This is a genomic window from Photobacterium sp. CCB-ST2H9, from assembly GCF_023151555.2.
Lineage (GTDB): Bacteria > Pseudomonadota > Gammaproteobacteria > Enterobacterales > Vibrionaceae > Photobacterium.
Window position 1 is genome coordinate 2,035,022 of the sequence record NZ_CP100425.1, and the last position, 24,550, is coordinate 2,059,571.

Annotated in this window: 27 protein-coding genes; 2 read left to right on the forward strand and 25 right to left on the reverse strand. The window is 45.1% G+C overall.

The genetic code is table 11. The annotated features are described in order from the left end of the window. Positions 1-231: 231 nt before the first annotated feature. The 7 genes from L4174_RS09455 to L4174_RS09485 all read right to left on the reverse strand — a co-directional run bounded on the left by L4174_RS09455 (position 232) and on the right by L4174_RS09485 (position 5,503). Positions 232-804 (reverse strand): hypothetical protein, encoded by a 573-nt coding sequence (locus tag L4174_RS09455; protein ID WP_248140525.1) that lies wholly within the window; start codon positions 802-804, stop codon positions 232-234. A gap of 76 nt (positions 805-880) precedes the next feature. Beyond that, on the reverse strand, positions 881-1,477 hold the full coding sequence (locus L4174_RS09460; protein WP_248140526.1) for a DUF6624 domain-containing protein: 597 nt from the start codon (positions 1,475-1,477) through the stop codon (positions 881-883). Positions 1,478-1,535: 58 nt separating this feature from the next. Next, positions 1,536-2,093, reverse strand: a complete 558-nt coding sequence (locus tag L4174_RS09465; RefSeq protein WP_248140527.1) for a nucleotidyltransferase domain-containing protein — start codon at positions 2,091-2,093, stop codon at positions 1,536-1,538. Positions 2,094-2,185: 92 nt separating this feature from the next. After that, positions 2,186-2,965, reverse strand: coding sequence for a phosphotransferase enzyme family protein (locus L4174_RS09470; protein WP_248140528.1), 780 nt, complete (start codon positions 2,963-2,965; stop codon positions 2,186-2,188). A 255-nt stretch (positions 2,966-3,220) separates the two neighbouring features. After that, the gene (locus L4174_RS09475; protein WP_248141668.1) at positions 3,221-3,685 is read right to left on the reverse strand and encodes a hypothetical protein; all 465 of its coding nucleotides are present in this window, start codon (positions 3,683-3,685) and stop codon (positions 3,221-3,223) included. Positions 3,686-3,871: 186 nt separating this feature from the next. Continuing rightward, positions 3,872-4,267 (reverse strand): hypothetical protein, encoded by a 396-nt coding sequence (locus L4174_RS09480; RefSeq protein ID WP_248140529.1) that lies wholly within the window; start codon positions 4,265-4,267, stop codon positions 3,872-3,874. 738 nt (positions 4,268-5,005) lie between these two features. Then, on the reverse strand, positions 5,006-5,503 hold the full coding sequence (locus L4174_RS09485; protein ID WP_248140530.1) for a hypothetical protein: 498 nt from the start codon (positions 5,501-5,503) through the stop codon (positions 5,006-5,008). Positions 5,504-5,838: 335 nt separating this feature from the next. Here L4174_RS09485 and L4174_RS09490 point away from each other — a divergent pair, with 335 nt between their 5' ends. Further along, entirely contained in the window at positions 5,839-6,075 is a 237-nt protein-coding gene (locus L4174_RS09490; RefSeq protein WP_036747821.1) for an RNA-binding protein, read from the forward strand. A 181-nt stretch (positions 6,076-6,256) separates the two neighbouring features. Here L4174_RS09490 and L4174_RS09495 read toward each other — a convergent pair whose 3' ends face one another. From L4174_RS09495 to L4174_RS09555, 13 genes are all read right to left on the reverse strand, one after another. Continuing rightward, positions 6,257-6,709: a hypothetical protein gene (locus tag L4174_RS09495; protein ID WP_248140531.1), complete on the reverse strand. Its 453-nt coding sequence runs from the start codon at positions 6,707-6,709 to the stop codon at positions 6,257-6,259. A 288-nt stretch (positions 6,710-6,997) separates the two neighbouring features. Further along, positions 6,998-7,372: a hypothetical protein gene (locus L4174_RS09500; protein WP_248140532.1), complete on the reverse strand. Its 375-nt coding sequence runs from the start codon at positions 7,370-7,372 to the stop codon at positions 6,998-7,000. Positions 7,373-7,576: 204 nt separating this feature from the next. Continuing rightward, entirely contained in the window at positions 7,577-7,783 is a 207-nt protein-coding gene (locus tag L4174_RS09505; protein WP_248140533.1) for a hypothetical protein, read from the reverse strand. A gap of 119 nt (positions 7,784-7,902) precedes the next feature. Then, on the reverse strand, positions 7,903-8,223 hold the full coding sequence (locus L4174_RS09510; protein WP_248140534.1) for a hypothetical protein: 321 nt from the start codon (positions 8,221-8,223) through the stop codon (positions 7,903-7,905). A gap of 239 nt (positions 8,224-8,462) precedes the next feature. After that, a complete protein-coding gene (locus L4174_RS09515; RefSeq protein ID WP_248140535.1) occupies positions 8,463-8,879 on the reverse strand; it encodes a DUF6678 family protein in 417 nt (138 codons plus the stop codon). Positions 8,880-9,090: 211 nt separating this feature from the next. Next, positions 9,091-10,218, reverse strand: coding sequence for an HNH endonuclease (locus L4174_RS09520; RefSeq protein ID WP_051641817.1), 1,128 nt, complete (start codon positions 10,216-10,218; stop codon positions 9,091-9,093). Beyond that, complete coding sequence (locus tag L4174_RS09525; protein ID WP_036747836.1) at positions 10,215-10,922, reverse strand: OmpA family protein; 708 nt, start codon at positions 10,920-10,922, stop codon at positions 10,215-10,217. Before L4174_RS09525 ends, L4174_RS09520 begins: the two co-directional genes overlap by 4 nt. Positions 10,923-10,931: 9 nt before the next feature. Continuing rightward, on the reverse strand, positions 10,932-12,614 hold the full coding sequence (locus tag L4174_RS09530; RefSeq protein ID WP_248140536.1) for a MotA/TolQ/ExbB proton channel family protein: 1,683 nt from the start codon (positions 12,612-12,614) through the stop codon (positions 10,932-10,934). Between the two features lie 461 nt (positions 12,615-13,075). Continuing rightward, positions 13,076-13,609, reverse strand: coding sequence for a cupredoxin family protein (locus L4174_RS09535; protein WP_248141669.1), 534 nt, complete (start codon positions 13,607-13,609; stop codon positions 13,076-13,078). A 113-nt stretch (positions 13,610-13,722) separates the two neighbouring features. After that, complete coding sequence (locus tag L4174_RS09540) at positions 13,723-16,869, reverse strand: efflux RND transporter permease subunit (RefSeq protein ID WP_248140537.1); 3,147 nt, start codon at positions 16,867-16,869, stop codon at positions 13,723-13,725. Beyond that, entirely contained in the window at positions 16,866-18,575 is a 1,710-nt protein-coding gene (locus tag L4174_RS09545; RefSeq protein ID WP_248140538.1) for an efflux RND transporter periplasmic adaptor subunit, read from the reverse strand. Before L4174_RS09545 ends, L4174_RS09540 begins: the two co-directional genes overlap by 4 nt. A 19-nt stretch (positions 18,576-18,594) precedes the next feature. Further along, positions 18,595-19,902: a TolC family protein gene (locus L4174_RS09550; RefSeq protein ID WP_248141670.1), complete on the reverse strand. Its 1,308-nt coding sequence runs from the start codon at positions 19,900-19,902 to the stop codon at positions 18,595-18,597. Positions 19,903-20,057: 155 nt separating this feature from the next. Continuing rightward, the gene (locus tag L4174_RS09555; protein WP_248140539.1) at positions 20,058-20,468 is read right to left on the reverse strand and encodes a hypothetical protein; all 411 of its coding nucleotides are present in this window, start codon (positions 20,466-20,468) and stop codon (positions 20,058-20,060) included. A gap of 228 nt (positions 20,469-20,696) precedes the next feature. Between L4174_RS09555 and L4174_RS09560 the strand changes: the two genes are divergently transcribed. Further along, positions 20,697-21,230, forward strand: a complete 534-nt coding sequence (locus L4174_RS09560) for a hypothetical protein (RefSeq protein WP_248140540.1) — start codon at positions 20,697-20,699, stop codon at positions 21,228-21,230. A gap of 36 nt (positions 21,231-21,266) precedes the next feature. Here L4174_RS09560 and L4174_RS09565 read toward each other — a convergent pair whose 3' ends face one another. From L4174_RS09565 to L4174_RS09585, 5 genes are all read right to left on the reverse strand, one after another. Continuing rightward, the gene (locus L4174_RS09565) at positions 21,267-21,680 is read right to left on the reverse strand and encodes a DUF6559 family protein (protein ID WP_248140541.1); all 414 of its coding nucleotides are present in this window, start codon (positions 21,678-21,680) and stop codon (positions 21,267-21,269) included. Between the two features lie 123 nt (positions 21,681-21,803). Further along, entirely contained in the window at positions 21,804-22,286 is a 483-nt protein-coding gene (locus L4174_RS09570; protein ID WP_330959321.1) for a PaaI family thioesterase, read from the reverse strand. A gap of 144 nt (positions 22,287-22,430) precedes the next feature. Further along, positions 22,431-23,135: an aspartate/glutamate racemase family protein gene (locus L4174_RS09575; RefSeq protein WP_248140542.1), complete on the reverse strand. Its 705-nt coding sequence runs from the start codon at positions 23,133-23,135 to the stop codon at positions 22,431-22,433. A gap of 132 nt (positions 23,136-23,267) precedes the next feature. Further along, positions 23,268-23,918: a glutathione S-transferase family protein gene (locus L4174_RS09580; protein WP_248140543.1), complete on the reverse strand. Its 651-nt coding sequence runs from the start codon at positions 23,916-23,918 to the stop codon at positions 23,268-23,270. A 151-nt stretch (positions 23,919-24,069) separates the two neighbouring features. After that, positions 24,070-24,489: a DUF6174 domain-containing protein gene (locus L4174_RS09585; RefSeq protein WP_248140544.1), complete on the reverse strand. Its 420-nt coding sequence runs from the start codon at positions 24,487-24,489 to the stop codon at positions 24,070-24,072. Positions 24,490-24,550: the final 61 nt, after the last annotated feature.

Below are 24,550 nucleotides of genomic sequence, written 5' to 3' on the forward strand. Positions count from 1 at the left end.
CATTCGCACAACCGACCCTGAAAGTGATGCTGCATTAAGAATGGAAAGCCTCATTCAGATTCATCGGCAGTCCCTTCCCTGTAATCTACTCGTGACCAAGAACAGGGCAAATGACCACAACACGCCCCAGACACAAACCTCAATACAAACCCATGATGGTCATTTCAGCCATAACATGAAGGAACGCGTCTTAAAGCACATACCAGATCCAATTGAAGATCTTGCTAACTTTTAATACTGAGACCAAAGCTTATTCGCATCAATTGATAAACTTATATCTCTTGCTGAAAGCATTAACATGTGCTGAGAACCTTTTTGACCGCAGCTAATCGAAAGTTTTCTTTCTCCATCCTTTGATAAATACCCATCAAATATTGAAAATACCTTACCTGAAACATGAATGGTTTTTTCAACTTTTAATTTTTTATACTTCCGGTCAAGAACATCAAATATTGATTTCAATTCTATTGAACAAGCAGATGCATCTGGAAAATATTTTTCGGCACTAATTGAGTACACCTTTTTATTTGATTCGATTATTTGAACTTGAATTTCATCAAATATTTTTATCTCTGAAAAATCCAGAACATTAAGTGTAATTAACCTTGTTGGATAATCATTTTGAGCCTCACCAACAAGCTCTTGCGGCAAAGCAATACCGATCGGATATCCCAAAACATTTTTAAGATCAGCATCAAACGCAAAGGCTTGACCACTAAACAATGCTACTACCCACAAGTTGGCATGTGATAATTTCACATTTTTCTCCATGAAAGCTAACGCCCTAAACCAAAACCAGTTCATACTGTTCATCATCCTGAACAGAGGAGTCTGAACCCGCATGAATTGGTGCTATTAACATGCTTTGTGATCTGCATTTTTAATTCAAATCGATATCTGGATGGTCTTTGAGACTGTACATTTCTTCTAAGAGCTTTTTATAAAATTCTAGCGGTGGCATTCCCATCTCGGCTCTTCTCTCATCAACTGTCTCAGGGTTTTCGATGGGCTTGAATACAATTGCTCCGTCACTCAAATTGGCCTGGGTACCATAAAGTTGTTTGTGACCTTTGTCTATACGTACGCGGTCAGTCAATAATGCGACCTCTTGCCCCGTCACACCTTCCCGATTCAAGTAAGATTGCTCCAACAACGGAAGCATTTTCTCCTGGAAATCAATATCCGGTGAATGTTGAACAATTAACCATGCTGAGTTAATCCCTTCCTTACCCACTTCTGCTGCTGTAAACCAAGAACGTCCATTCAGAATGGATTTTAGTTGTTGAGTGTTTCGTTCATCTATCAGCAATGCCTTTTCCTGTAACGCCTTTGACGATTTATGCCAACCAGATTCACCCAGCTCTTTACGGATTTCCTGATCAACTTTCGCCATTTCTAAAAGTTGGGATTGTAAGTCTAGGTTTATTTCTGCTGAGACATAACAAGGGATGATTAGCAATAAATAAAGGATTCGCATGATTGAATGACCCAGTTCGCATAGAACAATCGGTTTACCGAGAAAATTTCTGATACGGTTAAATTTTATCTGCTAGCTTTTTTAGATAAGATTTTGCTAACTCATGATTGTCACGACTCAGCCATTTTATGCAATCGAAAAGTTCCCAGATCAGACCTTTGTCACCATTCGTATAAGCCAGAAAGTCTTCGTGTTTTGGAGCCGGTTTGTCCGTTAGCCTGGTATTTACGACATCCGCCTTATCAAATAGCACCTTGTACGGTTTAGAGATTTCAAAAGACTCATTTAAATCCAGGCAATGGATTTCTGCACTGGTCAAATCGTTAAAAATGTATTTTTTAAAATACGCATTTTCACTGTGAAAACCGTCGAGACAATAGAAGATCTCTTTACCCGATTCGAAGGAGGCAAAACAGGATTCCGCCGCTTGATGAAAACCATTTTGCGTGAAAACGAGGATGTCAGCATCTGAAACACGGTCCCCTTGGCCTGAAGCCAATGAGCCCAGTAAAACCGCTGCAACGACATTTTCTTCTGGTAAAAATGCTGAACATACCGACTGAACTAATTCATATTGAAGCGGCAGATGTTCAAATGTTAAATCGTCCTGACTCAAAATTTTCTCCGTTTGTATCAGACCTCATTCAGGTGTTTGCAATGCCATCATGAAACCGAATCCATTGCACCATAAACACTCTGTGAAAGTCGCTATTCACTCAATAAACTTTGTGTAATTTGATCTGTATTTTTTCTCAAATATTCGATGTCGGCTAGATACGCGAGATGATGACCATCTCTGATGTTTTCAATGAAAGCTTCATTGCCATTGGACGCTTCACTGTGCATATGGTCTACCAAAGCTTGAACTCTGTCGATCATCGTCATGACCAAAACCTCACGATCAACGTTACATAAACCATAAGCATCACAAAACTGTTTTGCTCTGATGGACTGAGAGTTCAAATCACCCAATGCGTCATATTCATGTGTTTTAAAAGGCGCCCAACAGTAAACCGCATATGCAATATCCCAAATCCTTGGGGCCGGATGGGCAGTATCAAAATCAAAAATTCCTACTGTTTGGTTACCTTGCAGTACAACGTTATAAGGTGCGTAATCACCGTGGCAAATCACCTCCATCGGTTCTCTGCCAGGATGCATCCATTCTGATTTTTCAAGCGACAACCTTGAAATAAATGAGCGCGATGCGTCATGGTATTTACGCAAAAGCCGGCCCGCAGATATGAGTGCTTCTTTTGTCGCAATATTCCCTTTTAATGGATAATTGAAAACGTCACCATGAACATATGACAAAACTTCATTCCCATTCTCATCAAAGCCGTATGATTCAGGCGCAGCATCAAACCCTTCATTCTTGAGGTGTAACAAGAGCTTATGGACAGCCGCGGACCATTTCCCTTTGGGTCGATAAATTTTGTCTTCAGAGCGAAAAATTGAATTGGCTCGCCCACCTCGTAATTCTTCCATCACTATCCTTGTGTCGTTTGGACTCGTACTGATAAATCCGCACTCATGTGAGCGACGCGACTACCAAACCTAAGCCATGATGCGGTAAACACGAAAGCCAACCTTGAACTTGAAAAGCCAACCCTCAGGGACGCGGTTCAATGCTTTGTGATAGTTCATGCGTAAACGTATTGCTCAATCCTTTTACCACGATTATCGATTGGTACCGCTCATAGTAAAAATGCCATACGTTCTGAGTCACGCTCGATCAGTTTGTTAAACGTTATCTGACCTTGTGCTTTTGATCTCCCTTTCGGGATCGTGTGGAAAGCAGTTTGTATATGACCGAGCCACATGACACTTACCTTTGTCATCCACCAGCACACAAACCAGATTACACGGTTTACCCAACGCACTTCGCCAATGATGATGTCGATGCTGATAATCAGCCTCAAATTCAATTCTTATATGAGCTGCGTTGACCCATTCGGATGGAATATCTCTTTTTGAGAGAAGTTTCAGTAACATCTCTGAATACTTCGCAATCATCAAATCAAAACTTGGTGAGTACGGTTCAATATTCTTGGACTGAAGATCGATGGAAAGATGTTTAGGCTCTAGAAACTCGATGTATTTATATAGCTTTCCTATTGCCCAATAACCAGAGACATCATTATTTCTGCTACAAAATGAGCCAATAATGCCACTTGCGATACTTCCCAATTCTCTTCTTCGCCCCATCATATTGTTCCTTAGCTTCTAAAACCGCATTAGATGTGAACTATGCAAACAGCTGATCTAATCCATTGCACCGTAAACACAAAAACAAATTGAATTAAATCCATCAGTCCAGAGTTACCTTGATTGCTTTGCTATCTTTTCGTTTGTTTACAATACGGAGTCATACTGCACTAGCAATAACAAACTTTATGACGCATTGATCTTAGTTTTTTTAACTAATTCGAATTGGCGAACTGTCATATTTTCTGCATTCATAAAACAACGTGAATGATATTTAAAATCATCAGATATATATGAGATGGCGACAAGTAATTCTGTTTTATGATCAATGCTAGATAACTCAAAATTTTTACCATGTTTTTTACGAGCATAGTAGATGCATGAGTTAACATTTAAATCGATTAAAGCTTCTTTATATTTTCTTTCCTGTTCAGATTCTCTATAAACTTCTTTTTGTTTTTCAACTTCAATCATCTCAACAAGCTTATTTGTTTTATAATCAACATAAAATTCATAACTTACGAATAAAGTGACAACAGATAGAACAACGCCTAAAAACACACCAACAACTATTTTTAACATCTTCAGCTTCCAAGAAAAATTTAACAAATTACATGGTCTCTTCCTCATCAGACTTTGCCACACTTAGTAAGTCTGATCCCGTAATTACCGGAGGCCACCATGTCACAATCTACTTATGGCATTGATTGAGCTAAACATCGCTTCAGTATCCACAGAGAGGCGAACCGAGGCAAGGTGTTGATCCACAAAGAATATCACGTTCAAAAGTTCTCTCAACAATTGCCAATATCCCACCCGCGATCAACGGTATGGAAGTCTGGATGCTTCTCACTACTGGGTTCGAGAGTGAACAAAACTTGGACACATCCCTGAGAGCATGGCATCAAAATATGGCACGCCTTTCAACGCGCTTCGTCAGAATCAAATCGCCCGGTCAATAAGCGATTTTACTGCTGCATCGTGCCCGTGATCATTGGTTTCATGAGCGGACGGCATTACTGAATCAAATTCATTCTGTACGTTAGAGTGTCTGTCCCGATACTTTTTTAAAAACCAAGGGCGTCTTCGCCAACGAAACCAGCTTGCTAAAACTGCTCTGTACGGGGATGTTGAAGGCATCCGAGAAGTGGACATGGAACTATGACTGACGCTGACACAGAACAATGAATACCCACCTTCTTAGCGACATCCGTACCTCACTTTGATCCACAAAGATCAGGAGGTACGAATGCACTCTCTTCCAAACCATTTCAAATTTGATCTGAAGTCATACTTCTGACTAGATCCAACAAATTCACGCTAATCAGTCGGACACAAATACGACCCGACCAACGGCACTTCCACTCTTTCAGCCGTTAAACTGCCTTCTACTTCAATGTTTAAAGGATTCGATGAAATTCTAGATTCTTCCACCGGCACGATCGAGTTTTGAATGTGGTATTGATAAATACCTCCCTCTTCAGGATATGAAAACTCCATTCCAGATAAAATTTCGGTTTCTTCTTGTCGGAGTGCAAAACGACTACGAACTACAAAGTGATCAGCATGCTCTTCAACGTATTGTTCAAGCAATTCAGCAAAGTCTTCGTAGCATTCAAACAGTAACATCTCATAATCGTATTGTGATCGATCGTCTCTGTTCAGTAACGGCTTGAAATATACATATGGCTGGCAACGAGTTTCACCTTGATAAAGCAGTTCGATACCTTCTTCGTTTTGCTCAGCGATGCTGAAATCACTTTTGCTAAGAATTAATGTTTGATCAAAATTGATCAGGGTAATGGTTACATCATCCATCGTTCATCTTCTTCTACTTGACCGGTTTGAATTCGATTGTTTTGACGCAGACAGCTCTCGACTACTCACCAGTAGAAAGGCTTTCCCACGCTTGGAAAGTCGGATGCCAGACTAGCCGGAGGTCACCATGTCACAATCTGTTTATAACATTGATTGATCCAAACATAGCTTTAAAAGTGTCTGTCCCGGCATTCCTGACAGTTCCTCTGGAATTTCCTGTTATGCAATTGGCTGCCATAAATGCAACTATTTGGTGTCAAAATCAAACTATCGCTTGGTGGCAACTGTCTTTATTGAGACAATCCTCACCGTTATTTCTATACCAACGGACAACCATGAAACTCTTAGTTCGCAACCTTGCACGCACGACAACCGAACACGACATTCGCAAACTGTTTTCTGAATACGGTGCAGTCGCTGAATGCACTCTCGTTTTAGATCAGGAAACTGGTTTATCGAAAGGCTTTGCTTTCGTCGAAATGCCTGACGATTCAGAAGCAAAATCTGCGATTGCAGCACTGAATCTGACAAGCGTTGCCAAAAGCAAGATTCGAGTCAAAACAGCTCAATAAAACAGATTCTTAAACCAGCTGAAAATGCTGGTTTTTTATTGCCCCAAAACTGCGTAACGCCTGGCAAAGGGGCTGGCAACGCATGACCATTCAACTCAAACACAACAACCTTAATCACCGCAATTCAAAGCGACGGGAAACACCAAGCCCTGACAGTCCCTTTTGAGCCGGTGCTATGTGTTTACTCTACGTATTCTTGTTCAAACACTATCCCGTTAAATGTATGCGTACAACACTTACAGAATGGTCGTAATGTTGACTCGTTTACTTCAGGATTAGTCACTTTCAGAATACCCAGTTCATCGACATATAAGCCACTGTAATAACTACTTTCACCAAGACGAACATAGTCTTGAGCACTATCAAATTCTAATGATACCAGCCAGTAGATGGGTTCTTTTTTATCGAGCCTCGAAGCTGCCTCACTAAACACCACATCCCACTCATTTCCTACTTTAGAAAGAAGAAACTTAAACAGTGGCGTGTAATCTAAACCTCGCCTCACTCCTTTTCTCATACCAAAAGCCGTATCTTTTCTTCGACTCTCTCGATAATCACCACCATGACAATGATAGACACCATGAGTTCTGGTATTAACCTTTCGATATAAAGGATTCTTCTCAAACTTTTTCACCTCAGCCTCTCGAACACAGAATGAATGACATGGACTCCCCCTCTTTTGGCTTTGCCACAATTGGAAAGTCTGATTACAAAATTCTGAAAGACCAACATGTCACAATCTATTTATAGTATTGATTTATCGTAATATATTTTCAGCTGTCACGGTGAGGGTTATACATCTACACCCAATTAAGGTGTGAGCAACGCTGTCACGAAACTAAACCATTGTGCCTTCAACGCCGAACCTAAGCTTGAACTGAATGAAAATATCAAGTGTTGGGAATCACTCTTAAATGCTTTATTATACTTTAGCTTTATTCCACGGACTTGAGTACGCTGATATTAAATAGCTTTCTAAGGGATCGATTACTTCTTTTGCATACATCCCAAAATAGATATCGATTTTCCCATGCTTTTCAATCGCTTTCATCGTTTCAGGAAACATATGCTCTTCCCAGTGTTTTGTTGGTGCTTTTCCTTGAAGTGACGACCTCAAGCCTCCTAAATGCTGCTTGAATCTTTTACGTAGACTAGGATTCTCCGCGCGCAAACCGTATAAGCCAAAATACAAGGGAATAATATTGTCACCCTCTTTTATTGTCCATGCATACACACCAGAGCCGACCCTATTCAACCGATGAACATCCATAGTCGTTAATACTAAAGCTGTGACCATCAAATGTAATACTCAACTTCGGTGTTGGGAAAAAACCGTGTTTGATTGGCTCAAATTCCATTTTATAGCTCCTTTTTTTAAGAGAGTTTTCTTAACATGTCGATAGTTTTCGTATTGTTTTGAATGTGAGCATAACGAATGACATGGACTCCCTATACTCAGACTTTGCCACAATTGGAAAGTCTGACTCTTAATCACCGGAGGTCACCATGTCAACATCTGTTGATGGCATTGATTGAGCCAAACAGAGCTCCAGTATCCACGGTGAGGAGCACCAAAGCCGGCTGTTGATCCACAAAATAATAACGCGCTCAAAAGTCCTTGAAACTTTGCAAACATGCCATCCGCCATCATCGGCATGAAAGCCTGCGGAACAAAGGTGCCCGTCCCGATATTTGCAATGGTTTTCAAGTGGCTGTCCCCGTCATGAACTGTAAAAATCTCGCGTCTTTTCCTCTTTTGATCAACAAGCAGAGCAACGGCCACCTTATCTACGCATGTCTACGCAAAAGGAAAGGTCCAAAGCCGCTTTAATCACATTGTTCAACAAAGGCCCAACGAGATGCGCTTGTCATCGTTCCGTTCAGTTTTACTTTTTCTTTCGCTGCAATTTCAGTAATACCGAGTGATTGTGCGTTCGCTTTCAGATATTTCCCAAATTGTGCATTCCAGGAGACAGAAGGCGGTACTTTCTTATTCTGGTGAAAACCACCCATGTAATTTTCAATAATATCAGTGGTTAGTACAGATGGAAGTTGATTTTCATGCATCTCAGCAAGGACATCCTTTAATCGGTTCATATCTACAGAAATATGTTCAGCCATCATTACCTGCCTGTTCTTGATGTACATTCACGTTTCCTCAACAGATTTCACCACACTGGGTCAGTCTGACGAAGAAATCTTTGGTGGTCTTCATATCACAATCGGCCAACGTATTCATAAAGTTGAATACAACTTCAATGTCCGGCTGGGAGGCGCATCTCGCCTTTCTTCAGTAACCGCCCTCTTCCATGACTGTCCCGCCATTCAACAAGTGATATTGCTTCGGCTTCCCACTTTAGGTGCCTGTCCCGATATTTACTGCCTTGTCATACGAATTCTATCTCTTGGTTTGGCCATTGGTAGCCCCAAACTCTTAATGACTCACCCTCAATACTAAAGGGAATGCAATTACTCTTGAGAAGGCTGATAAAGTACTCGGTATTGTCCGTGACTTTATCAGGCAGCACATGGCCCCGATGTTCTTTATTAATTGGATATATTTCGAGCCACTCAATATATTTGTATTCTGGAAGATGGTAGTACCAGTCACCATCCCATTGAGGTTCGACTTCTCGTTTATCCCTTAGGCAGCGTACACGCCAAACAGGTTTACGCTCAGTCTCTTCGAGCATCAAAGTTCGGAGCTTTTCCCATTTCGTGTTGTTCATAACTTTTATAAGAGATTCACTAATGATATAGCGCTCTAATCTTCTGCGATCTTTGAGCTGATCTTCAGTATCCATAATTCGTATTCCGAATGACATGAATTTCCCCCTATCAGGCTTTGCCACACTTTGAAAGCCTGACTCTTAATCACCAGAGGTCACCATGACAAAATTTGTTTATGGCATTGATTGAGCCAAACATAGCTTCAGTATCCACGGCAAGGATCATCAAGGCAGATGTTGATCCACAGAACTGCTAACAAAAGTGTCTGTTCCAGTATTTTTAATCTTATCTAGTAGTGGACTTTTTGTTCTTTCCAAAAAAGCTTAATGCTTCCTCTAAAGACAAGATAGTCCAACCAGCCACCTCCACTGGATCAGACAAAACGATACCGAACTTCCTTTGAAGCCAAGCCAGCTCCAAAAGAAGAGGTGAGGTGCGATCAGGTACATTTAGTAAGTACCCGACTTCAGGAACTGTATAACCTTTCTTTTCACAATGATTTAAAACACCATGCAAAGAGAGGTCTGCTTTTCTCTTCACCGTATTCCAGTCACAATTTGCATAGACATTTTGCTCACCTCGTAAACGATTTATTGTTAACATATCTTCATGTTTAATAAACATATGGCCATGAAATGGTTCTTTCCTATGACAATCAGCACAGAGTGCTATAAGATTTTGAGGTGAATTATCTGACTTTTCACGATTGCGATGATGTACATGTAGCAATCTTTTAGCTTCTTTTAAATCAACTGAACAATATTGACAAACATAGTTTGATTTTTTTCTGATATCTGCTGACACGCTTTCCCAGTCTTCTGAGTATCCTTTTTTTGCTAAAGAAGCATACTGTTTGGGCAGCTTTCTAAACAAAGAGCTATAGGTGGAAAAGAACTCTTCAATGTCAAATTGATTAACTATTTCGTTTCTTTCACTAACTGTTGCATTAGCAGAACCTTGGTAATTCAAATGATTCAAACAAAGCTTACATACATTTAATCCAGCCGTTCCCTCTAGAAATTGTTTGTTCGCACCATGACCATAAATAGGAAATTCACCAGAAAAATTATTCGTGATTTTATAGCGTTCTTCAAAACTATTTTTTCTTCTCATTTCATCTAACTTTGTACAATCTGCCACATGAAACTTGTTACCCTCTGAACCATCAAGTAAAGCTTTTTCAACTTTAAAGCCATGATCAGGAATAAAAAGTATAACTTGTCGTCCTTTTACACTAAGAATTCCTTCCTCAGAAGTTAAATCCTCTATATCAACGTCAATCCCACTTTCGAGTTCATCATCAAACTCTATATCTCCATCTTGCCAAACTGTTCCAATGTCAAAATCTGTAACTTCAGCCCCCATTTGATGAACACGCGCCCAAAGAGAAGATAAATCGACGTTGAGTTTCATGACTCTTCCCCTTGTAAAATCTGTTTAATCTGAATATCCGCATTAGTTAACACACGAAAGCTTACCCTTCGTGATCTCACTTTATTCTCTGTACCATTTTCATCATAAATTAACTTTGATGAGGATAAGCCAACTGCTGAAAAATGACTTTTCACCCAAACACTATAATTACTGGTGATTTTTAAACTATACACATATCTAAGCACTGACCTAGTTCTTTCTTGAGATAAACGCATATTTTCAAAATATGCATCATCAGCGTTTAAAGAGTTCCAATCACTGCTCGTATGCCCTTCTATCCTAATTTCATTAATAGATTCTTTAAATGGCATTAAGATAGTCATATATCTTGGGAAAAATTCATCGAGTAGACTCCTATAATCGGGGCTAAGCATTGAACTTCCTTCCTTAAATAAGACTTCCGGGGCTTTAAAAGTAAATGTCAATGTGTCTTCATCAATATCAGCATTCCACCTAGATAAGTCTTGGCTAAACTCCGTCTGCAATGCTTCATATATAGCCACCTGATTGTCTTGATATGCTACTGCGACTTCCTTTATTTTATCTCTCTCCTTGAATGCATTCTGCATCAACGCAATAGCAATAAATAAGAAAACCATCATTAGTCCGGCCATTAGATCTGACACAGATAACCAATGGGACTCATCCTGTTCTGAACTCTTTCTATCAAATACTGTTGACATCTATCCCACCTACGCTTGTTGAGCAACGATATCAGACATTTTTTTGACCAACCGGCTATAGTCCTCTGTAAAACGTCCACTAATCGAGGTCAATGCTGTCCCCATTGACTGCAATACTTTCTCGATTTCTTCTCCCATTGTTTGGTCAATCATGTTCACTTGTTTTTGAACCGACTCTCCGGTGTTAGATAGAGCTTCTTCTATTGTTTTTTCCAATCCAGCGAATATTCGGTCAGCTTGTTTTCTATGTTCTAATGCTTGTTCTTCAATGGTAGATGATAAACTGTTTTTCATTTGTTCCATACTGTCAGAAAATGAAATCCTTACCTTTTCCGTATCCTGAATGATTTGTTCGCTTGCTTCTCTATAATTACTATTAAGTGTTTTGCTACCTTGCTGAATTTCTAAAATCAAGCTATGCATTTGACTGTTTATATCTTCTAAAGTTTTTGCAAACCTCTCTTTAATCTCTTCACTCGAATTTGCTGTCGCCTGGGCTGATTCTGTTAATGCCGCACGTGTTCGATCGACCGTATCTCTATAATTTTCAGCGCCTTCAGATATAACAGCCTTTATGTGCTCGCTACTTTCAACAATTCCGACGGCTAACTTATCACTTGCCTCTCTCGCTCCTGAAATCGCTAATTCAATTTGTCCTCTGATTTCTGGCACAGCTTCTACTGCTTTATCTCTAACATCTTTAAAGGCATTTAAATGACTATCAAGTTCTTGAATTTGGTGTTGATTCACTTCCATAATTTGCTTAAGGACACTCATAGTCTCTGGTATATTTTGGGCTTCTCGACTGATATTTGAAACTGATTCCTCAGTTTTAGCAATAGCTAAAACTCCCAGATCGTATTGTAATTTCATGTCGTTCAATTGATTTTTGTAATTCTCTTGCCAAATAACTAGTTCTTTCACTGCTTCATTTAGATCTGAAAAATTCTTTCCAAATTGTTCGGTGAGCTTGCTATTGAAGTCCTGAATTACTTGCTTTAATGCATCAATAACTTGTTCTGTCGCCGATTTAGACATCATATCAGCAAATTCTTGTAACTTCAGCCATAGTTCTTTTTCAAATTCATTAAATGTGTTCTGCTGTGATTTGGAAATAGATAGTAATTCTGTCGTGTTTTTTGTTATTAGATCAAGAAAAATCCCATTATTCTTATAATTTTCGTTAATATCAGATCGGGTTAGTTTTATCTGACCGACTAAGCTTGCTTCATCATTCTCTGAGATAGACTTTCTTAGCAGTGATATACCATCCAATTGTTGATTCATAACTTTATAAAGGTCAACAATATCTATATCTTCTTCAATGGTTCCACCATCTTCAACTTTACTTAGTACACCCGACGAGATGAAAACTTTATAAATAATAGAAAGTAACATCCCCGCTAGACTAGTTATAAATGCCGTTTTTAATCCTTCTAGTAGCGGACCAACACTATTATCAATATCACTTGTATCAAAGTCGAGTAATCCTGAGATAATCCCTGTGAAAGTACCCAATATACCTAAGGATGTAAGTAAAGTAGGCGTGTAATTTGTGAATGCATGATGCTTATCTGATTTCTTCCATAGTAAAGATAAACAAAAAATAAAAACTAAAGTAACCAGAAAAAAATCAGTAATCGAAGATGCATTAACACCTTTCAAATAAAATTCAAAAATAGAAGTTAACATTCCTTTCCATCCAATACGTAAATATTATTAATTTATTTTTTATAACAAGTCACACCAATAAATTAAACTTTATAAACATTTATTCCAATTTAATCACCTCATTAATAGAAATTTAACATCAATTCATTTAGTAAAATGCCCGGAATTTTTGATGTATGCAGTCCAATCTTGTGAATAATTCAGAGACATTCTTTCTCCGTATAATGCTTGATTCTATGCAGCCACATCATGTTGCTTACCTCATTTCACCCCAAAACCACAACCCACCCACGCTACCGCCCTTAACACTGAAGTCACTGGCAGTTGAGCTGTTCTGCCGCAGCCATCCTATTCAGTTATGGGATAGGTTTCACTAAACGGTATGTTTTGGATTGCATATCTGTGCTTTGGGGCAAGTTCTGCGGCGAAAAAAAAGGAGGCGATGCCTCCTTTGTCTGTATCATCGATGGATTATGTGTGGATTACTGCACCACCACGCTTTTCACCATACCGGCTTCGGCGTGGCCGGGGATGTTGCAGGCGAATTCAACGTTCGGTTCACCGTGGAAATGCCAAAGCAGCTCCTTCGCTTTGCCCGGTTTGACGGTCACGGTCGAGCCGCTGTCGTGGTCGTGACCAGAGGTCATTTTGCGCATCATCTCGCGGTGTTTGAGTTGTTCTTCCATTGAACCAATGGAGAATTCATGGTCGATTTTGCCGGTGTTCATCACCACAAACTGCACGACGTCATTCGGTTCGATGTTCACTTCTTTCTTGAAACGGATTTTCATGTCATCCGACAGCAGGACGTACACCACTTTGTCTGGTTTCGCGCCTTTGGCTGGCATACCAACGGCGGTCATGCCTTCCATACTCATCGTCGAGTGATCCATTTTGGCATTATCCATTTGCGCATGATTCATTTTGGAGTGATCCATACTGCTATGGGCTTTCCCGTCCGCCAGAACCGGGGTTGCGCTCAACGACATGAGCAATACTAGTGCTGTCTTTTTCATTGAATGATTCATTCTGTTTTCCTTTTTAATTTACACGTCTGAGTTGCTTATCTTGCATTCGTTGTATTGGATTGAATCCAGCTTCTGCTCACAGAAGAAACCGGTTCAATCGTTCAGTTTTGGGTTTGGGTTTGGGTTTGGGTTTGAATTTCTCTGCGTTTCCAGAGTTTGAATATGGCCGGAATCACCAGTAGGGTCAGTATCAGGGCCGACGCCATGCCGCCAATCATCGGGGCGGCAATGCGCTGCATCACTTCCGAGCCGGTGCCGGAACCGTACATGATGGGGACCAGACCAATAATGACGGTACTGACGGTCATCATCACCGGGCGAACCCGCAATCCGGCACCTTCACGGATAGCATCGGTCAGATCTTCCGGCTGCAACGATTGCTGTGTTTCTTCTGCTCGCAGCTTGCGGCCATGCCAGGCCTGATTGAGGTACACCAGCATGATCACGCCAATTTCGACCGCAACCCCGGCCAGCGCGATAAAACCAACGCCGACCGCAATAGAGAAGTTATAATGCAGGACGTACATCAGCCAGACCCCGCCAACCATCGCCAATGGCAGCGTCGCCATAATGACCAGCACTTCACCGAAGCGTCGGAAGCTGAAATACAGCAGCAGCACGATGATCATCAGGGTGATCGGCGTGACCACGCTCAGCCGTGCTTTGGCGCGTTCCATGTATTCGTATTGCCCGGACCAGGTCAGGGAGTAACCGGCGGGCAGCGACAGTTCCTCCGCCACCACTTGCCGGGCTTCGGCAACGTAGGATCCCAAGTCGCGGCCTTCAATATCGACAAACACCCAGCCGTTTGGCCGTGCATTCTCGGTTTTGATCATTGGCGGGCCGTCTTCGTAACGGATATCCGCCACATCTGCCAGTGCAATACGGGCGCCATTCGGGGTCACCAGCGGCAGGTTCTGTAACTTAACGACAGAGTCACGATAATCCTGCGGATACCGGACGTTGATCGGATACCGTTCCAGCCCTTCAATGGTTTCTCCGACATTCATCCCGCCGACAGCCGACGCGATCACTTGCTGGACATCCCGGATGTTCAGACCGTACCGGGCCGCCTGTCGGCGTTTGATATCCAGCGTGACATAACGGCCACCGGCCACCCGCTCGGCATACACCGATGCCGTGCCCGGAATCCGGTTGAGGATTGGTTCAATCTGAGCACCGATCTTTTCAATGGTCTTCAGATCCGGTCCGGCGATTTTGATCCCGATGGGGGTTTTGATCCCCGTTGCCAGCATGTCAATCCGGGTTTTGATCGGCATCACCCAGGCATTGGTCAGGCCCGGAAACTGGACCAGCGCATCGAACTCCTTCCGCAAAGAATCTGTGGTCACACCTTCCCGCCACTGATCCCGGGGTTTCAGCTGGATCACGGTTTCGATCATGGTGAGCGGTGCCGGATCGGTCGCAGTTTCAGCACGGCCGATTTTGCCCCACACGGTGTCCACTTCCGGCACGGTTTTGATCAGCTTATTGGTCTGCTGAAGCAATTCGCGCGCCTTCCCCACGGAGATCCCCGGATAGGTGGTCGGCATGTACATCAGGTCGCCTTCATCCAGCGGCGGAATAAACTCACTGCCCAGTTTTGACACCGGGTAATAAGCCGAGGCTAACAACACCAGTGCCACCACAAGCACCGATTTCGGGTAGTTCAGGCTGAGGTTGAGCAACGGACGATACAAAGCCACCAACCCGCGGTTCACCGGGTTCTTGTGCTCGGGCAGCACATGGCCGCGAATGAAGTAACCCATGAGTACCGGCACCAGCGTAATCGCCAGACCCGCCGCAGCGGCCATCGCGTAGGTTTTGGTGAAGGCCAGTGGCGAGAACATCTTGCCTTCCTGCCCTTCCAGCGCAAACACCGGCACAAAGCTCAGGGTGATGATCAGCAGCGAGAAGAACAGCGGCGCACCGACTTCCTCGGCCGCTTTCCCGATTACCTGCCAGCGGTTTTTGTCCGTGAGCGGCGTTCGCTCAATGTGCTTGTGCACGTTCTCAATCATCACGATCGCGCCATCCACCATGGCGCCAATGGCAATCGCAATCCCGCCCAGTGACATGATGTTGGCGTTGATCCCCTGCCAGTGCATCACCACGAAAGCTACCAGAATACCGACCGGCAGACTGAGCGCAATGACCAGGGATGAGCGGATATGGAACAGGAAGAGTGCACAGACAATAGCAACCACGATGAACTCTTCCGCCAGTTTCTGCCATAAGTTCTCAACGGCGGCATTGATCAGCGTGGACCGATCGTAAGTCGACACAATCTCAACCCCGTCCGGCAGGCTGCGCTGGAGTTCGGCCAGCTTGGCTTTCACCGCATCAATCACCTGACTGGCGTTTTCGCCGTAGCGCATCACAATCACGCCCCCGACGGCTTCCCCTTCACCATTCAGCTCGGAAATCCCCCGCCGCATCTGCGGGCCGATATTGATGTCAGCAATATCCCCCAGCAGTAAAGGCGTGCCTTTCGCCGTCACTTTCAGAGGCAGTGCTTTGAGATCGTCAACCCCGGTCAGGTAACCGGTCGTTCTGACCATATGCTCGGCCTCGGCCACCTCAATCACCGATGCACCGGTTTCCTGATTGCCGAACTGAATGGCCTGATTGACCTGCTGAAGCGTCAGGTCATAAGCGCGCAGCTTGGCCGGATCGATCTGCACCTGATACTGCTTCACCATGCCGCCGACCGTGGCCACTTCCGACACCCCATTCACGGTTTGCAGTTCATACTTCAGGAACCAATCCTGCAGACTGCGCAATTGTGCCAGATCATGCTGACCGGTTTTGTCCTGAAGCACATAGCTATAGACCCAGCCCACCCCGGTCGCATCCGGACCGAGTGTCGGTTTGGCGTTTGACGGCAGTTTCGGCGCGACCTGACTGAGATACTCCAGTACGCGCGAACGTGCCCAGTACATGTCGGTATCATCGTTGAAAATGATGTATACGTAGGAATCGCCGAAGAAGGAATAACCCCGGACCGTCACTGCACCCGGCACCGCCAGCATGGCTGTGGTGAGCGGATACGTGACCTGATCTTCCACCACCTGGGGTGCTTGTCCCGGATAACTGGTTTTGATGATCACCTGAACATCCGACAGATCCGGCAACGCATCCACCGGGGTATTTTTCACGCTGTACAAACCGCCCAGTGTCAGAAACAACGTAGCAATCAGCACCAGAAAACGATTCTTCAGCGACCAGTGAATGACAGCCCCGATCATTGCTCACCCCCTGCTTTTTCTAACTGCCTCAGGGTGTATTCACCGCCATCGCGGGCGATCAGAAACCGGACGGTCTGACCTTCTGAAAAAGCGGACAGGTCAATGTCATCACCAACGGTGAAGTTCATTTCACCCGGTTGCCACGACCACGCCGGAACAGCCGGATAAGACAGTGTAATCATACCGAAGTCTGCCATCAGCATAGAGATATCACCTGTCACCCAGACTTCACTGACGAGTGCCTGATCCTTCACCTTGTAATCCATGATCTGGTACTGGCCCGCTTCGGTTTTGGCAATCTCGAAATCCAATGCCTGTCCCGCTTTCAGATCCGACATCGCCAGCGTGTCTGCCAGGGTAAAATTCATCACCATACCCGGCCAGTTCCATTCAGGGACCGGCTGGTGATTAATGGTCAGCATCCGGTGTCCGGCCATCACTTCCGTAATTTCTCCGGTTGCCCAGACACTTTCCTGCGCAGCTTCAACCCCGTTGATCCGCGACAGATCCGCACGCTGGCTGGATTCCGAATCCAGCAGGAAATGCGCTGAAGTCACCACACGGTCCTGCGATGTCAGTCCCTGTCTGACCTCAACACTGCCGTTGGCTTCACGGCCGATCTCAATGCGTGCGGAACGATATTTGCCTTCGCCTTCTGCAAGCACCACACGGGCCATCCCGCCAGAACGAATCACCGCAGAAGCCGGGATCGTCAATACGGCATCCTCCGTCACCGGTTCCAGCGTAATGTTGGCAAACATGTTCGGCTTCAGCGCACCGGCGGCATTATCGAAGGTCAAACGCATTCTGAGTGTTCGCGTCTTGGGATCGAGGATCGGATAGACATAATCCACTTTGCCCTGCCAGCTTTTTCCGGGAATGGCATCCAGTCGCATGCTGGCCTGACTGCCCTGACGGATCCAGTGGGCCTGACGTTCAAACACTTCCGCATCCACCCAGACGGTATTCAGCGGACCGGCACTGATCACGGCCTGTGCCGGTGACAGATATGCACCTTCCCGGACATTCAGTGTGGCAATCACCCCATTGGCCGGTGCTTTGATTTTCACCGTCTGAACCGCTTTCCCGCTGCGGGCAATTTCCCGGATCTGTGCTTTATCGACGCCCAAAGCGACCAGTCGTTCAAACGCCCCTGTGATCAGGCCATCCCGCTTGGTCCGGTAAGCATTGAGCAATTCTTCCTGCGCTTTCACCAGCGCCGGAGAATACAGGGTGAACAGCACATCCCCCTGCTTAACCTGCTCACCAACCGCATTGATATACAGCTTTTCAACCCAGCCGCTGACCCGGACATTGGTCTGCCACAGATGACGCTCATCAAAGGCGATATACCCCACGGTTTCAATCCGGGGGGACAGCGGCTGCACCTTGGCCTGCTCTGTTTTCACGCCCAGATTGTTTTCAACCGACGGATCAATCCGGACGGTACCCGGCTTGTTTTGCGTGCTACCCGCGTCCTCTTCGTACACCGGAATCAGATCCATCCCCATCGGAGACTTTCCCGGCTGATCACGCTTGTAGTTCGGGTCCATCGGTGCCACCCAGTACAGGGGTTCTTTTTTACCGGACTGTTTTGTCTCGCTGGCATTCACGGCCATGGCGTGCTGATTCAGTGTCTGGCTGCCCAGATAGCCCAGACCGCTGCCGATCAGGAGTGCCAGTACGGTGATTGTCATTGTTTTCATTGTTGCTCTCCTTGCGAATTCAGTCTGAGAGACCAGGGGTCATCAGCGACGGCGCAATCGCCCGCAATGCCGGTCCACCCAGCAAAAATGCCAGATTACTGCTGGTCTGGTTCAGGTCGGTGGTTAAACGGGCCATCTCAATTTCCAGCGCCAGCACATCACTGGCTGCGGAAATCACATCGCTAAATTGCGCGGTATTGTTCTGATAGCCCCGCTCCACCGCTTTGGTCCGTTCTTGTGCCTGCGGCAATAAGCGGGACTGATAGCGGGTGAACCTTTCCTGCTGATTCACCCGATCGGCAATCAGCGCATTCGCTCTGGCGTTCATCTGCGCGAGGAGAAGATCTTTCTGTGATTTGGCCGCACCAATCTGATACTGGGCCGCGGCATGCTGATGATCCTGTCGATTGTCAGTAAACAAAGGTAAATCGACAGTGAGATACGCGCTGAGCAAATCAGATGCCGGTTCACCTTTCATGTTTTTTGCCTGTCGGTAGGCATACATGACTTCAACCCCAAACTGAGGCTGATAGGCTTCTCCGGCAATGTCGGCCTGCGTCTCACTGGCTGCAATGGCAGTGTCGGCCACCTTCACCATCGGATGCTGATTGAGCAGTGCATAATACTGATTCGGCTGCGGTTGAGAACGCAGTAAGGTATCCAGATCCTGCCAGTTCAGGCTGTTACTGGCAGTGAACGCGGTGGTTTCTGATAACCATGCTGATCCCAGCCACTCCGACATCTGGGCACGCAGTTTTCGCTGCATCTGCTGGTTGGCCTGAATTTTATCGTCCAGTTTGCTGACCTGAAGCTGTGCCTGCAGCAAGTCCTGCGCTTCATTCTGACCCACCGAATAATTGGTCTGAATATAGCCGGCCAGCTCTGACATCAGCCGCTGGTTTTCCCGCAACAACCGTTCGGCCTGCTGCTGATAGCCCAGCTCCAGCCATAACTGGGTCAGACTGTTCGCGACTTCGCGCTGTCTGACCTGACGCTGCCAGTCGACACCTTCTGCCTGCTGGCGCACTTTTCGGGCCTCGAGTGTCAGGGAATCTCCCCGGGCAAACTGTTGCATCAGCCCGACGGAGATATTCGTCATGGGGTCTTCGTCAAACTGAAAACTGTCGACAGGCAACCCGCCGACACCCACTTTCAGTTTCGGGTCCATCTGGGTGGCACTGGCAATCGCCGTTTCCCGCAACGCATCAGACTGCGCGGAAAGGCGTTTCTGACTGGCATCATTGCTGAGTGCCAGTGCGATGAATGTGGGTAATGAAACGGGCTGAGAGACCGCCTTCACAGGCAGTGCTGTCGTCTCCGCTGCCATCAGCGGCGACGCAAACAGCCCGAGCGCACTCAATGAAAGTGCGAGTAAGCTCGATTGTTTTTTCACAATGAAATCCACGGTAACTGCCGTTCAACGGCAGAGCAACAACAGTCACCGCACTTCAGTCACGGTGACACGACGTACAAAACGTGGATTTAAGCGATCGGAGGGCGGAACAATGACTGAGCCGTATGCACCGCAGCAACAACAGGCTCCGCAGGCCGCACCGCGAACCGGCTCTGGAGAGAAGAAAATGAATGGTATGAAGGCAGGACCGTGGCTGTCCCGCAGGCTGCAGTACAGCAGGTATGCATGCTCTGATCATGCGAACAGCCGGCTTCAGGCTGCTGCGCAACACTTTGATGATCGGCATGGCTGTTGTGGGACATTTGCGCACAAGGGTTGTGCTCAGAAGACACGCTGTCACTGATCATGGCGTCATTGTTCATGACGTCACGGATCATGCTGAACGTCATCACGGACGTACTGTTCGCCACACCGGACACAACCAGTGCCAGCGCAGTCAACACAGCAATCCACATTGTCCGAACAGATTTCCGACGCATAACCAGCCTTCAATTTACAATCCCGGCCACCATAAAGCTTTCCCTAAGGGGAAGGTCAATATTGATGGAACAATCTATATCAAAAATATGTGACGGATAAAAAAGGTCAAACACAAAAGTACCACACACACCGTTTATTCCCGTTTGTCTTATGATTGCGACAATCGCTGGCCATCTCACCGGGACAAGACGGTCATACTCAACAGGAAGTTTCAACGGAGCCGGCGCATGCGAACATGGTCTATCCCAACATGGCTGGTGGTTGCTATCGGGTTATTGCTCAATATCATTTCGGCGTTAATGACCAATTTCTACATTGATACCGCCACCATGGATGCAGGCCAGCTACTCCAGCAGCAAAGTAGCAATGACAAACTGATCAGTCTGACCTGGCAGCAGATTGAATCAATCGAGCGGAAACGGGAAGTCACCCTTTCGCTGCTGACGCTGAGTCAGTCCAGCCAAACACAGCTGCCTGAAGCGGTACAAAATGAGTTACTCCGGGAACTCCACGCCTGGCAAGCAATGCGGTTTGAGACCCTGACGCTGAGCACCCTGCCCGACATCATGACCGCCATGAACCGTGAACAGGAACAACTCAGGGAGAAAATCAATCAGCTGTATATCGAGAACCTCACTCTCGGGGAGCAATATACCGGGCTGATGTCTGATATCTCCGGCCTGAGAAACCTGGCGCTTTTTCTGCAAATCATTGGCCTTGCCATGGTCCTGGCGCGGGATTTAAGCCGGAAACAGAGCTGAGCGGACAAATTTAAAATTGCTGTTGTGAGATTGGTCTTAATCACCGCCGCCAGAACAACCACCACCACCAAAATCTCCGCCGCCATCATAACTGCCGCCGTCATAACTGCCGCCAGAACCATATTCAGTTTCCAGTGAGCTAAAGGTAAATTCTGATTGTCCACCAAATACGACTTCAGAAATTTCTCGTCTCATTTGGTGATAATCATGATTTGTATCAGTTGAATGACAGATTTGAGAGAATTCCCGGGGAGAACAATACATGGCATAAGCGTAGTAGTCATTGGGCGTGATATTTCCACTTGAATGACGTAACCTCTGCCTGATTAAGGCACGATCAACCTGAGATTTGGAATAATGTTTCTTTTTTCCGTATCGCTTCTTTAAATCTCGAGGCAATCTTTTTGCGTAGCTTTTTATTTTCCTGTTTTTTAAAAACCGTCCAAACATGGCGAATCCTTCTACAGTCAAACCTTTCTGTTAAACATTCGGTGAAGATGAAAAGCACGCACAAACCAAGCGCCTGTAATGTGTCATAAGCATCTCCTCCTTCAAGACGAAGTCAATTGAAATCTAACTGACATTCTCGAACCAGCGATTTGATACTTTGACCGCAGTCACCTGCCCCTGACAACAAAGTTCATTCTCTGAGTAAAGGTCACAACTTAACGTCATCTTATGCTCACTCAGACTTTCAATCACAGCGACTAATTCAACCTCTTGGTCAATTCGTACGGGTTTAAAATAGTTCACTTCCAATTTTCCTGTCGCATACCACACAGCTTCTCCACTGCCAATCTCCCGGTTGAGTTGCTGATACCCTTTCGCAATTGCCGTGCATATACAATGGCAATCAATAATGGTTGAAATAATTCCGCCATTTAAGAACTGCGTAGGGCCAGCGCTGTGGTGTGGCGCGGGGACAAAAGTACAGGCCGATTTATCTTCTCCTATCCAATAACTTTTGATTTGCAAACCGAGAGTATTGTTTGGACCACAGCCAAAACAATGGTTATTGGGGACCTGATCCTGAAATGCTTTTTCACGTCTCATCATAACTCCTAAAAACGAACGCTTGGTGAAAGGCCAACACGTGACAACAAAACATAGCGCTATCAATACGAAAACTCAATTTTGTATCGACACTACCTACTTTGCATCAACATTGCCTAGCATGAGCCGTTCACCGTCATCCGCTTATTATATTCCGCTATCTGATAAAGCGAACTCGACCCCCTGATTCGCATGAATTTCTGTTGTGTCATACAGGGTTACTTTTGTGTCGCTTTGCTGAACCAAAAGAGAAATTTCAGTACATCCTAAAATAACAGCCTCAGCGCCACGGGCATGAAGCTGATTGATAATATCTAAATATTGAATTTTGGATTGTTCGCTGATGATCCCTTGACATAACTCGTTGTAAATCACGTCATGGATAACATCTTGCTCATCTGCATCAGGAACAATAACCTGAATGCCAAATTTTTCCGTTAAACGTCCTTTGTAAAAATCTTGCGCCATTGTAAAGCGAGTGCCCAATAAACCTACTTTAGCCACATGATTCTGTTTTAATAACTGAGCCGTTGCATCAGCAATATGAAAAATAGGGATTGATATTTCAGCTTCAATTTCAGGAACAACTTTGTGCATGGTATTCGTGCAAATCATCAGAAAATCAGCACCACCAGCTTCTACAGACTTTGCTGCCTGAGAAAGGATTTTTGCTGTTTCAGGCCAATTCCCTTCATGCTGTAGTTTTTCAATTTCCTGGAAGTTGACACTATAAAGACAGATTTTTGCTGAATGTAAACCGCCAAGTCTTGATTGCACCGCTTCATTGATCAGCCGGTAATAACTGGCCGTAGATTCCCAGCTCATTCCACCTAAAAGACCAATCGTTTTCATTTCATCTCCTATATCCTTTTCATTGTGTTCAGTGAACACCCTACCACGGCCTGTCACAGCGAAATACGTAAAAAGGGCTGAGCTGTATTGACCTGCGCACAGCCAGCATGTTCGTTCATGACAAGCAACTTATCAGTGCTGTAATCTGTTCTTGTAAACAGCGAGCTGCGCTGCAAAAGCGCGCTGATATGCGGGGCGAGCCTCACCACGGGCAACATAAGCTGACAGGTTCGGATATTCCTCCAGAATGCCCGATGATTTCAGCCTCAGTAACACAGAGATCATCAGCAAGTCTCCGGCGCTGAATCGATCCTCCAGCCACACTGCATCACCCAAAGATACAGAAAGCTGATCCAGGCAATTGCGAATACGTTTCTCAACCAGCGGCAAACGCTCTCTGGTCCAGGGCTTGTCGCTTTCCAGCAGCCTGGCCGTTACGAGTTCAAGTATCGGCGGCTCCACGGTATTCAGCGCTGCAAACATCCACATGATCGCCCTCGCACGCGCATTGAGATTTTCCGGCAACAAACCTTCATGACGCTCGGCGATATGCAAGACAATGGCGCCAGACTCAAACAAGGTCAGATCGCCTTCCTCATAGGTCGGGATCTGGCCAAAAGGATGCAGCATCAGATGTTCAGGTTCTTTCATCGCGCGTAATGATAAAAGGCGAACTTCGTAAGGTTGAGCCACTTCCTCAAACGCCCAACGCACACGCGTATCACGCGCCAGTCCTTGACCACGATCGAATGGCTGTTCAAATGCAGTGATGATGGGTGTCATGCTGCTCCTCCTGATCGATTGCCGGTAACAGACCATAGTCGAATGAGAAAAGGACAAATCGACAGACGTTCTTAATATGATGGCTTAGTATTGACCTGCTTTGTTATCACTCCACGCCCAGAGACTGACAACACATGATGTGCATTGTTACTTATTGCACAACAAAATTGAATACTTCAAACCCAGCCCCTTCGCTTCCATACGATTCATTATATTGAATTGGGTAAGCGTTAATTTTGTCATATTCCACTAAAGTAATGTCGCATTCTGGTTTTGCCTTGCAATCTTTCATTCTTGTAAATAGCTCATCAATAGTTGGCGCTGTTTCTGCACTCAGCACAGCTTCAGGAGTTCCAGTTCCCGTATAATTTACATAAATAACTTCACCATCAGCGACTTGAATTTCCCAAGCGTCGCCTGCTATGGGTGTAAACCCTGTTTCTTTATACTCGAAGCTATAGAATTGAATGTTTTTGGCTTGCCATTCTTTTTGAAAATCATCTTCGCTTGAAGTAGACGAGTTACAACCTGCAACGAATATACTGAGACAAAAAACAACGTCTTTTTTCAAAATAGTCTCCTGTTCCATAAAATATGATGACTGGCTAAATGGTGAACTGACTTTATCACCG

Excerpts from the sequence above, each read along its gene's own strand:
- L4174_RS09455 (WP_248140525.1), bottom strand. The coding sequence starts at position 804 with ATGAACTGGTTTTGGTTTAGGGCGTTAGCTTTCATGGAGAAAAATGTG.
- L4174_RS09460 (WP_248140526.1), bottom strand. The coding sequence starts at position 1,477 with ATGCGAATCCTTTATTTATTGCTAATCATCCCTTGTTATGTCTCAGCA.
- L4174_RS09470 (WP_248140528.1), bottom strand. The coding sequence starts at position 2,965 with ATGGAAGAATTACGAGGTGGGCGAGCCAATTCAATTTTTCGCTCTGAA.
- L4174_RS09475 (WP_248141668.1), bottom strand. The coding sequence starts at position 3,685 with ATGGGGCGAAGAAGAGAATTGGGAAGTATCGCAAGTGGCATTATTGGC.
- L4174_RS09480 (WP_248140529.1), bottom strand. The coding sequence starts at position 4,267 with ATGTTAAAAATAGTTGTTGGTGTGTTTTTAGGCGTTGTTCTATCTGTT.
- L4174_RS09485 (WP_248140530.1), bottom strand. The coding sequence starts at position 5,503 with ATGGATGATGTAACCATTACCCTGATCAATTTTGATCAAACATTAATT.
- L4174_RS09490 (WP_036747821.1), top strand. The coding sequence starts at position 5,839 with ATGAAACTCTTAGTTCGCAACCTTGCACGCACGACAACCGAACACGAC.
- L4174_RS09500 (WP_248140532.1), bottom strand. The coding sequence starts at position 7,372 with ATGGTCACAGCTTTAGTATTAACGACTATGGATGTTCATCGGTTGAAT.
- L4174_RS09510 (WP_248140534.1), bottom strand. The coding sequence starts at position 8,223 with ATGTACATCAAGAACAGGCAGGTAATGATGGCTGAACATATTTCTGTA.
- L4174_RS09515 (WP_248140535.1), bottom strand. The coding sequence starts at position 8,879 with ATGGATACTGAAGATCAGCTCAAAGATCGCAGAAGATTAGAGCGCTAT.
- L4174_RS09520 (WP_051641817.1), bottom strand. The coding sequence starts at position 10,218 with ATGAAACTCAACGTCGATTTATCTTCTCTTTGGGCGCGTGTTCATCAA.
- L4174_RS09525 (WP_036747836.1), bottom strand. The coding sequence starts at position 10,922 with ATGTCAACAGTATTTGATAGAAAGAGTTCAGAACAGGATGAGTCCCAT.
- L4174_RS09530 (WP_248140536.1), bottom strand. The coding sequence starts at position 12,614 with ATGTTAACTTCTATTTTTGAATTTTATTTGAAAGGTGTTAATGCATCT.
- L4174_RS09535 (WP_248141669.1), bottom strand. The coding sequence starts at position 13,609 with ATGAAAAAGACAGCACTAGTATTGCTCATGTCGTTGAGCGCAACCCCG.
- L4174_RS09540 (WP_248140537.1), bottom strand. The coding sequence starts at position 16,869 with ATGATCGGGGCTGTCATTCACTGGTCGCTGAAGAATCGTTTTCTGGTG.
- L4174_RS09545 (WP_248140538.1), bottom strand. The coding sequence starts at position 18,575 with ATGAAAACAATGACAATCACCGTACTGGCACTCCTGATCGGCAGCGGT.
- L4174_RS09550 (WP_248141670.1), bottom strand. The coding sequence starts at position 19,902 with ATGGCAGCGGAGACGACAGCACTGCCTGTGAAGGCGGTCTCTCAGCCC.
- L4174_RS09555 (WP_248140539.1), bottom strand. The coding sequence starts at position 20,468 with ATGCGTCGGAAATCTGTTCGGACAATGTGGATTGCTGTGTTGACTGCG.
- L4174_RS09560 (WP_248140540.1), top strand. The coding sequence starts at position 20,697 with ATGCGAACATGGTCTATCCCAACATGGCTGGTGGTTGCTATCGGGTTA.
- L4174_RS09565 (WP_248140541.1), bottom strand. The coding sequence starts at position 21,680 with ATGTTTGGACGGTTTTTAAAAAACAGGAAAATAAAAAGCTACGCAAAA.
- L4174_RS09570 (WP_330959321.1), bottom strand. The coding sequence starts at position 22,286 with ATGATGAGACGTGAAAAAGCATTTCAGGATCAGGTCCCCAATAACCAT.
- L4174_RS09575 (WP_248140542.1), bottom strand. The coding sequence starts at position 23,135 with ATGAAAACGATTGGTCTTTTAGGTGGAATGAGCTGGGAATCTACGGCC.
- L4174_RS09580 (WP_248140543.1), bottom strand. The coding sequence starts at position 23,918 with ATGACACCCATCATCACTGCATTTGAACAGCCATTCGATCGTGGTCAA.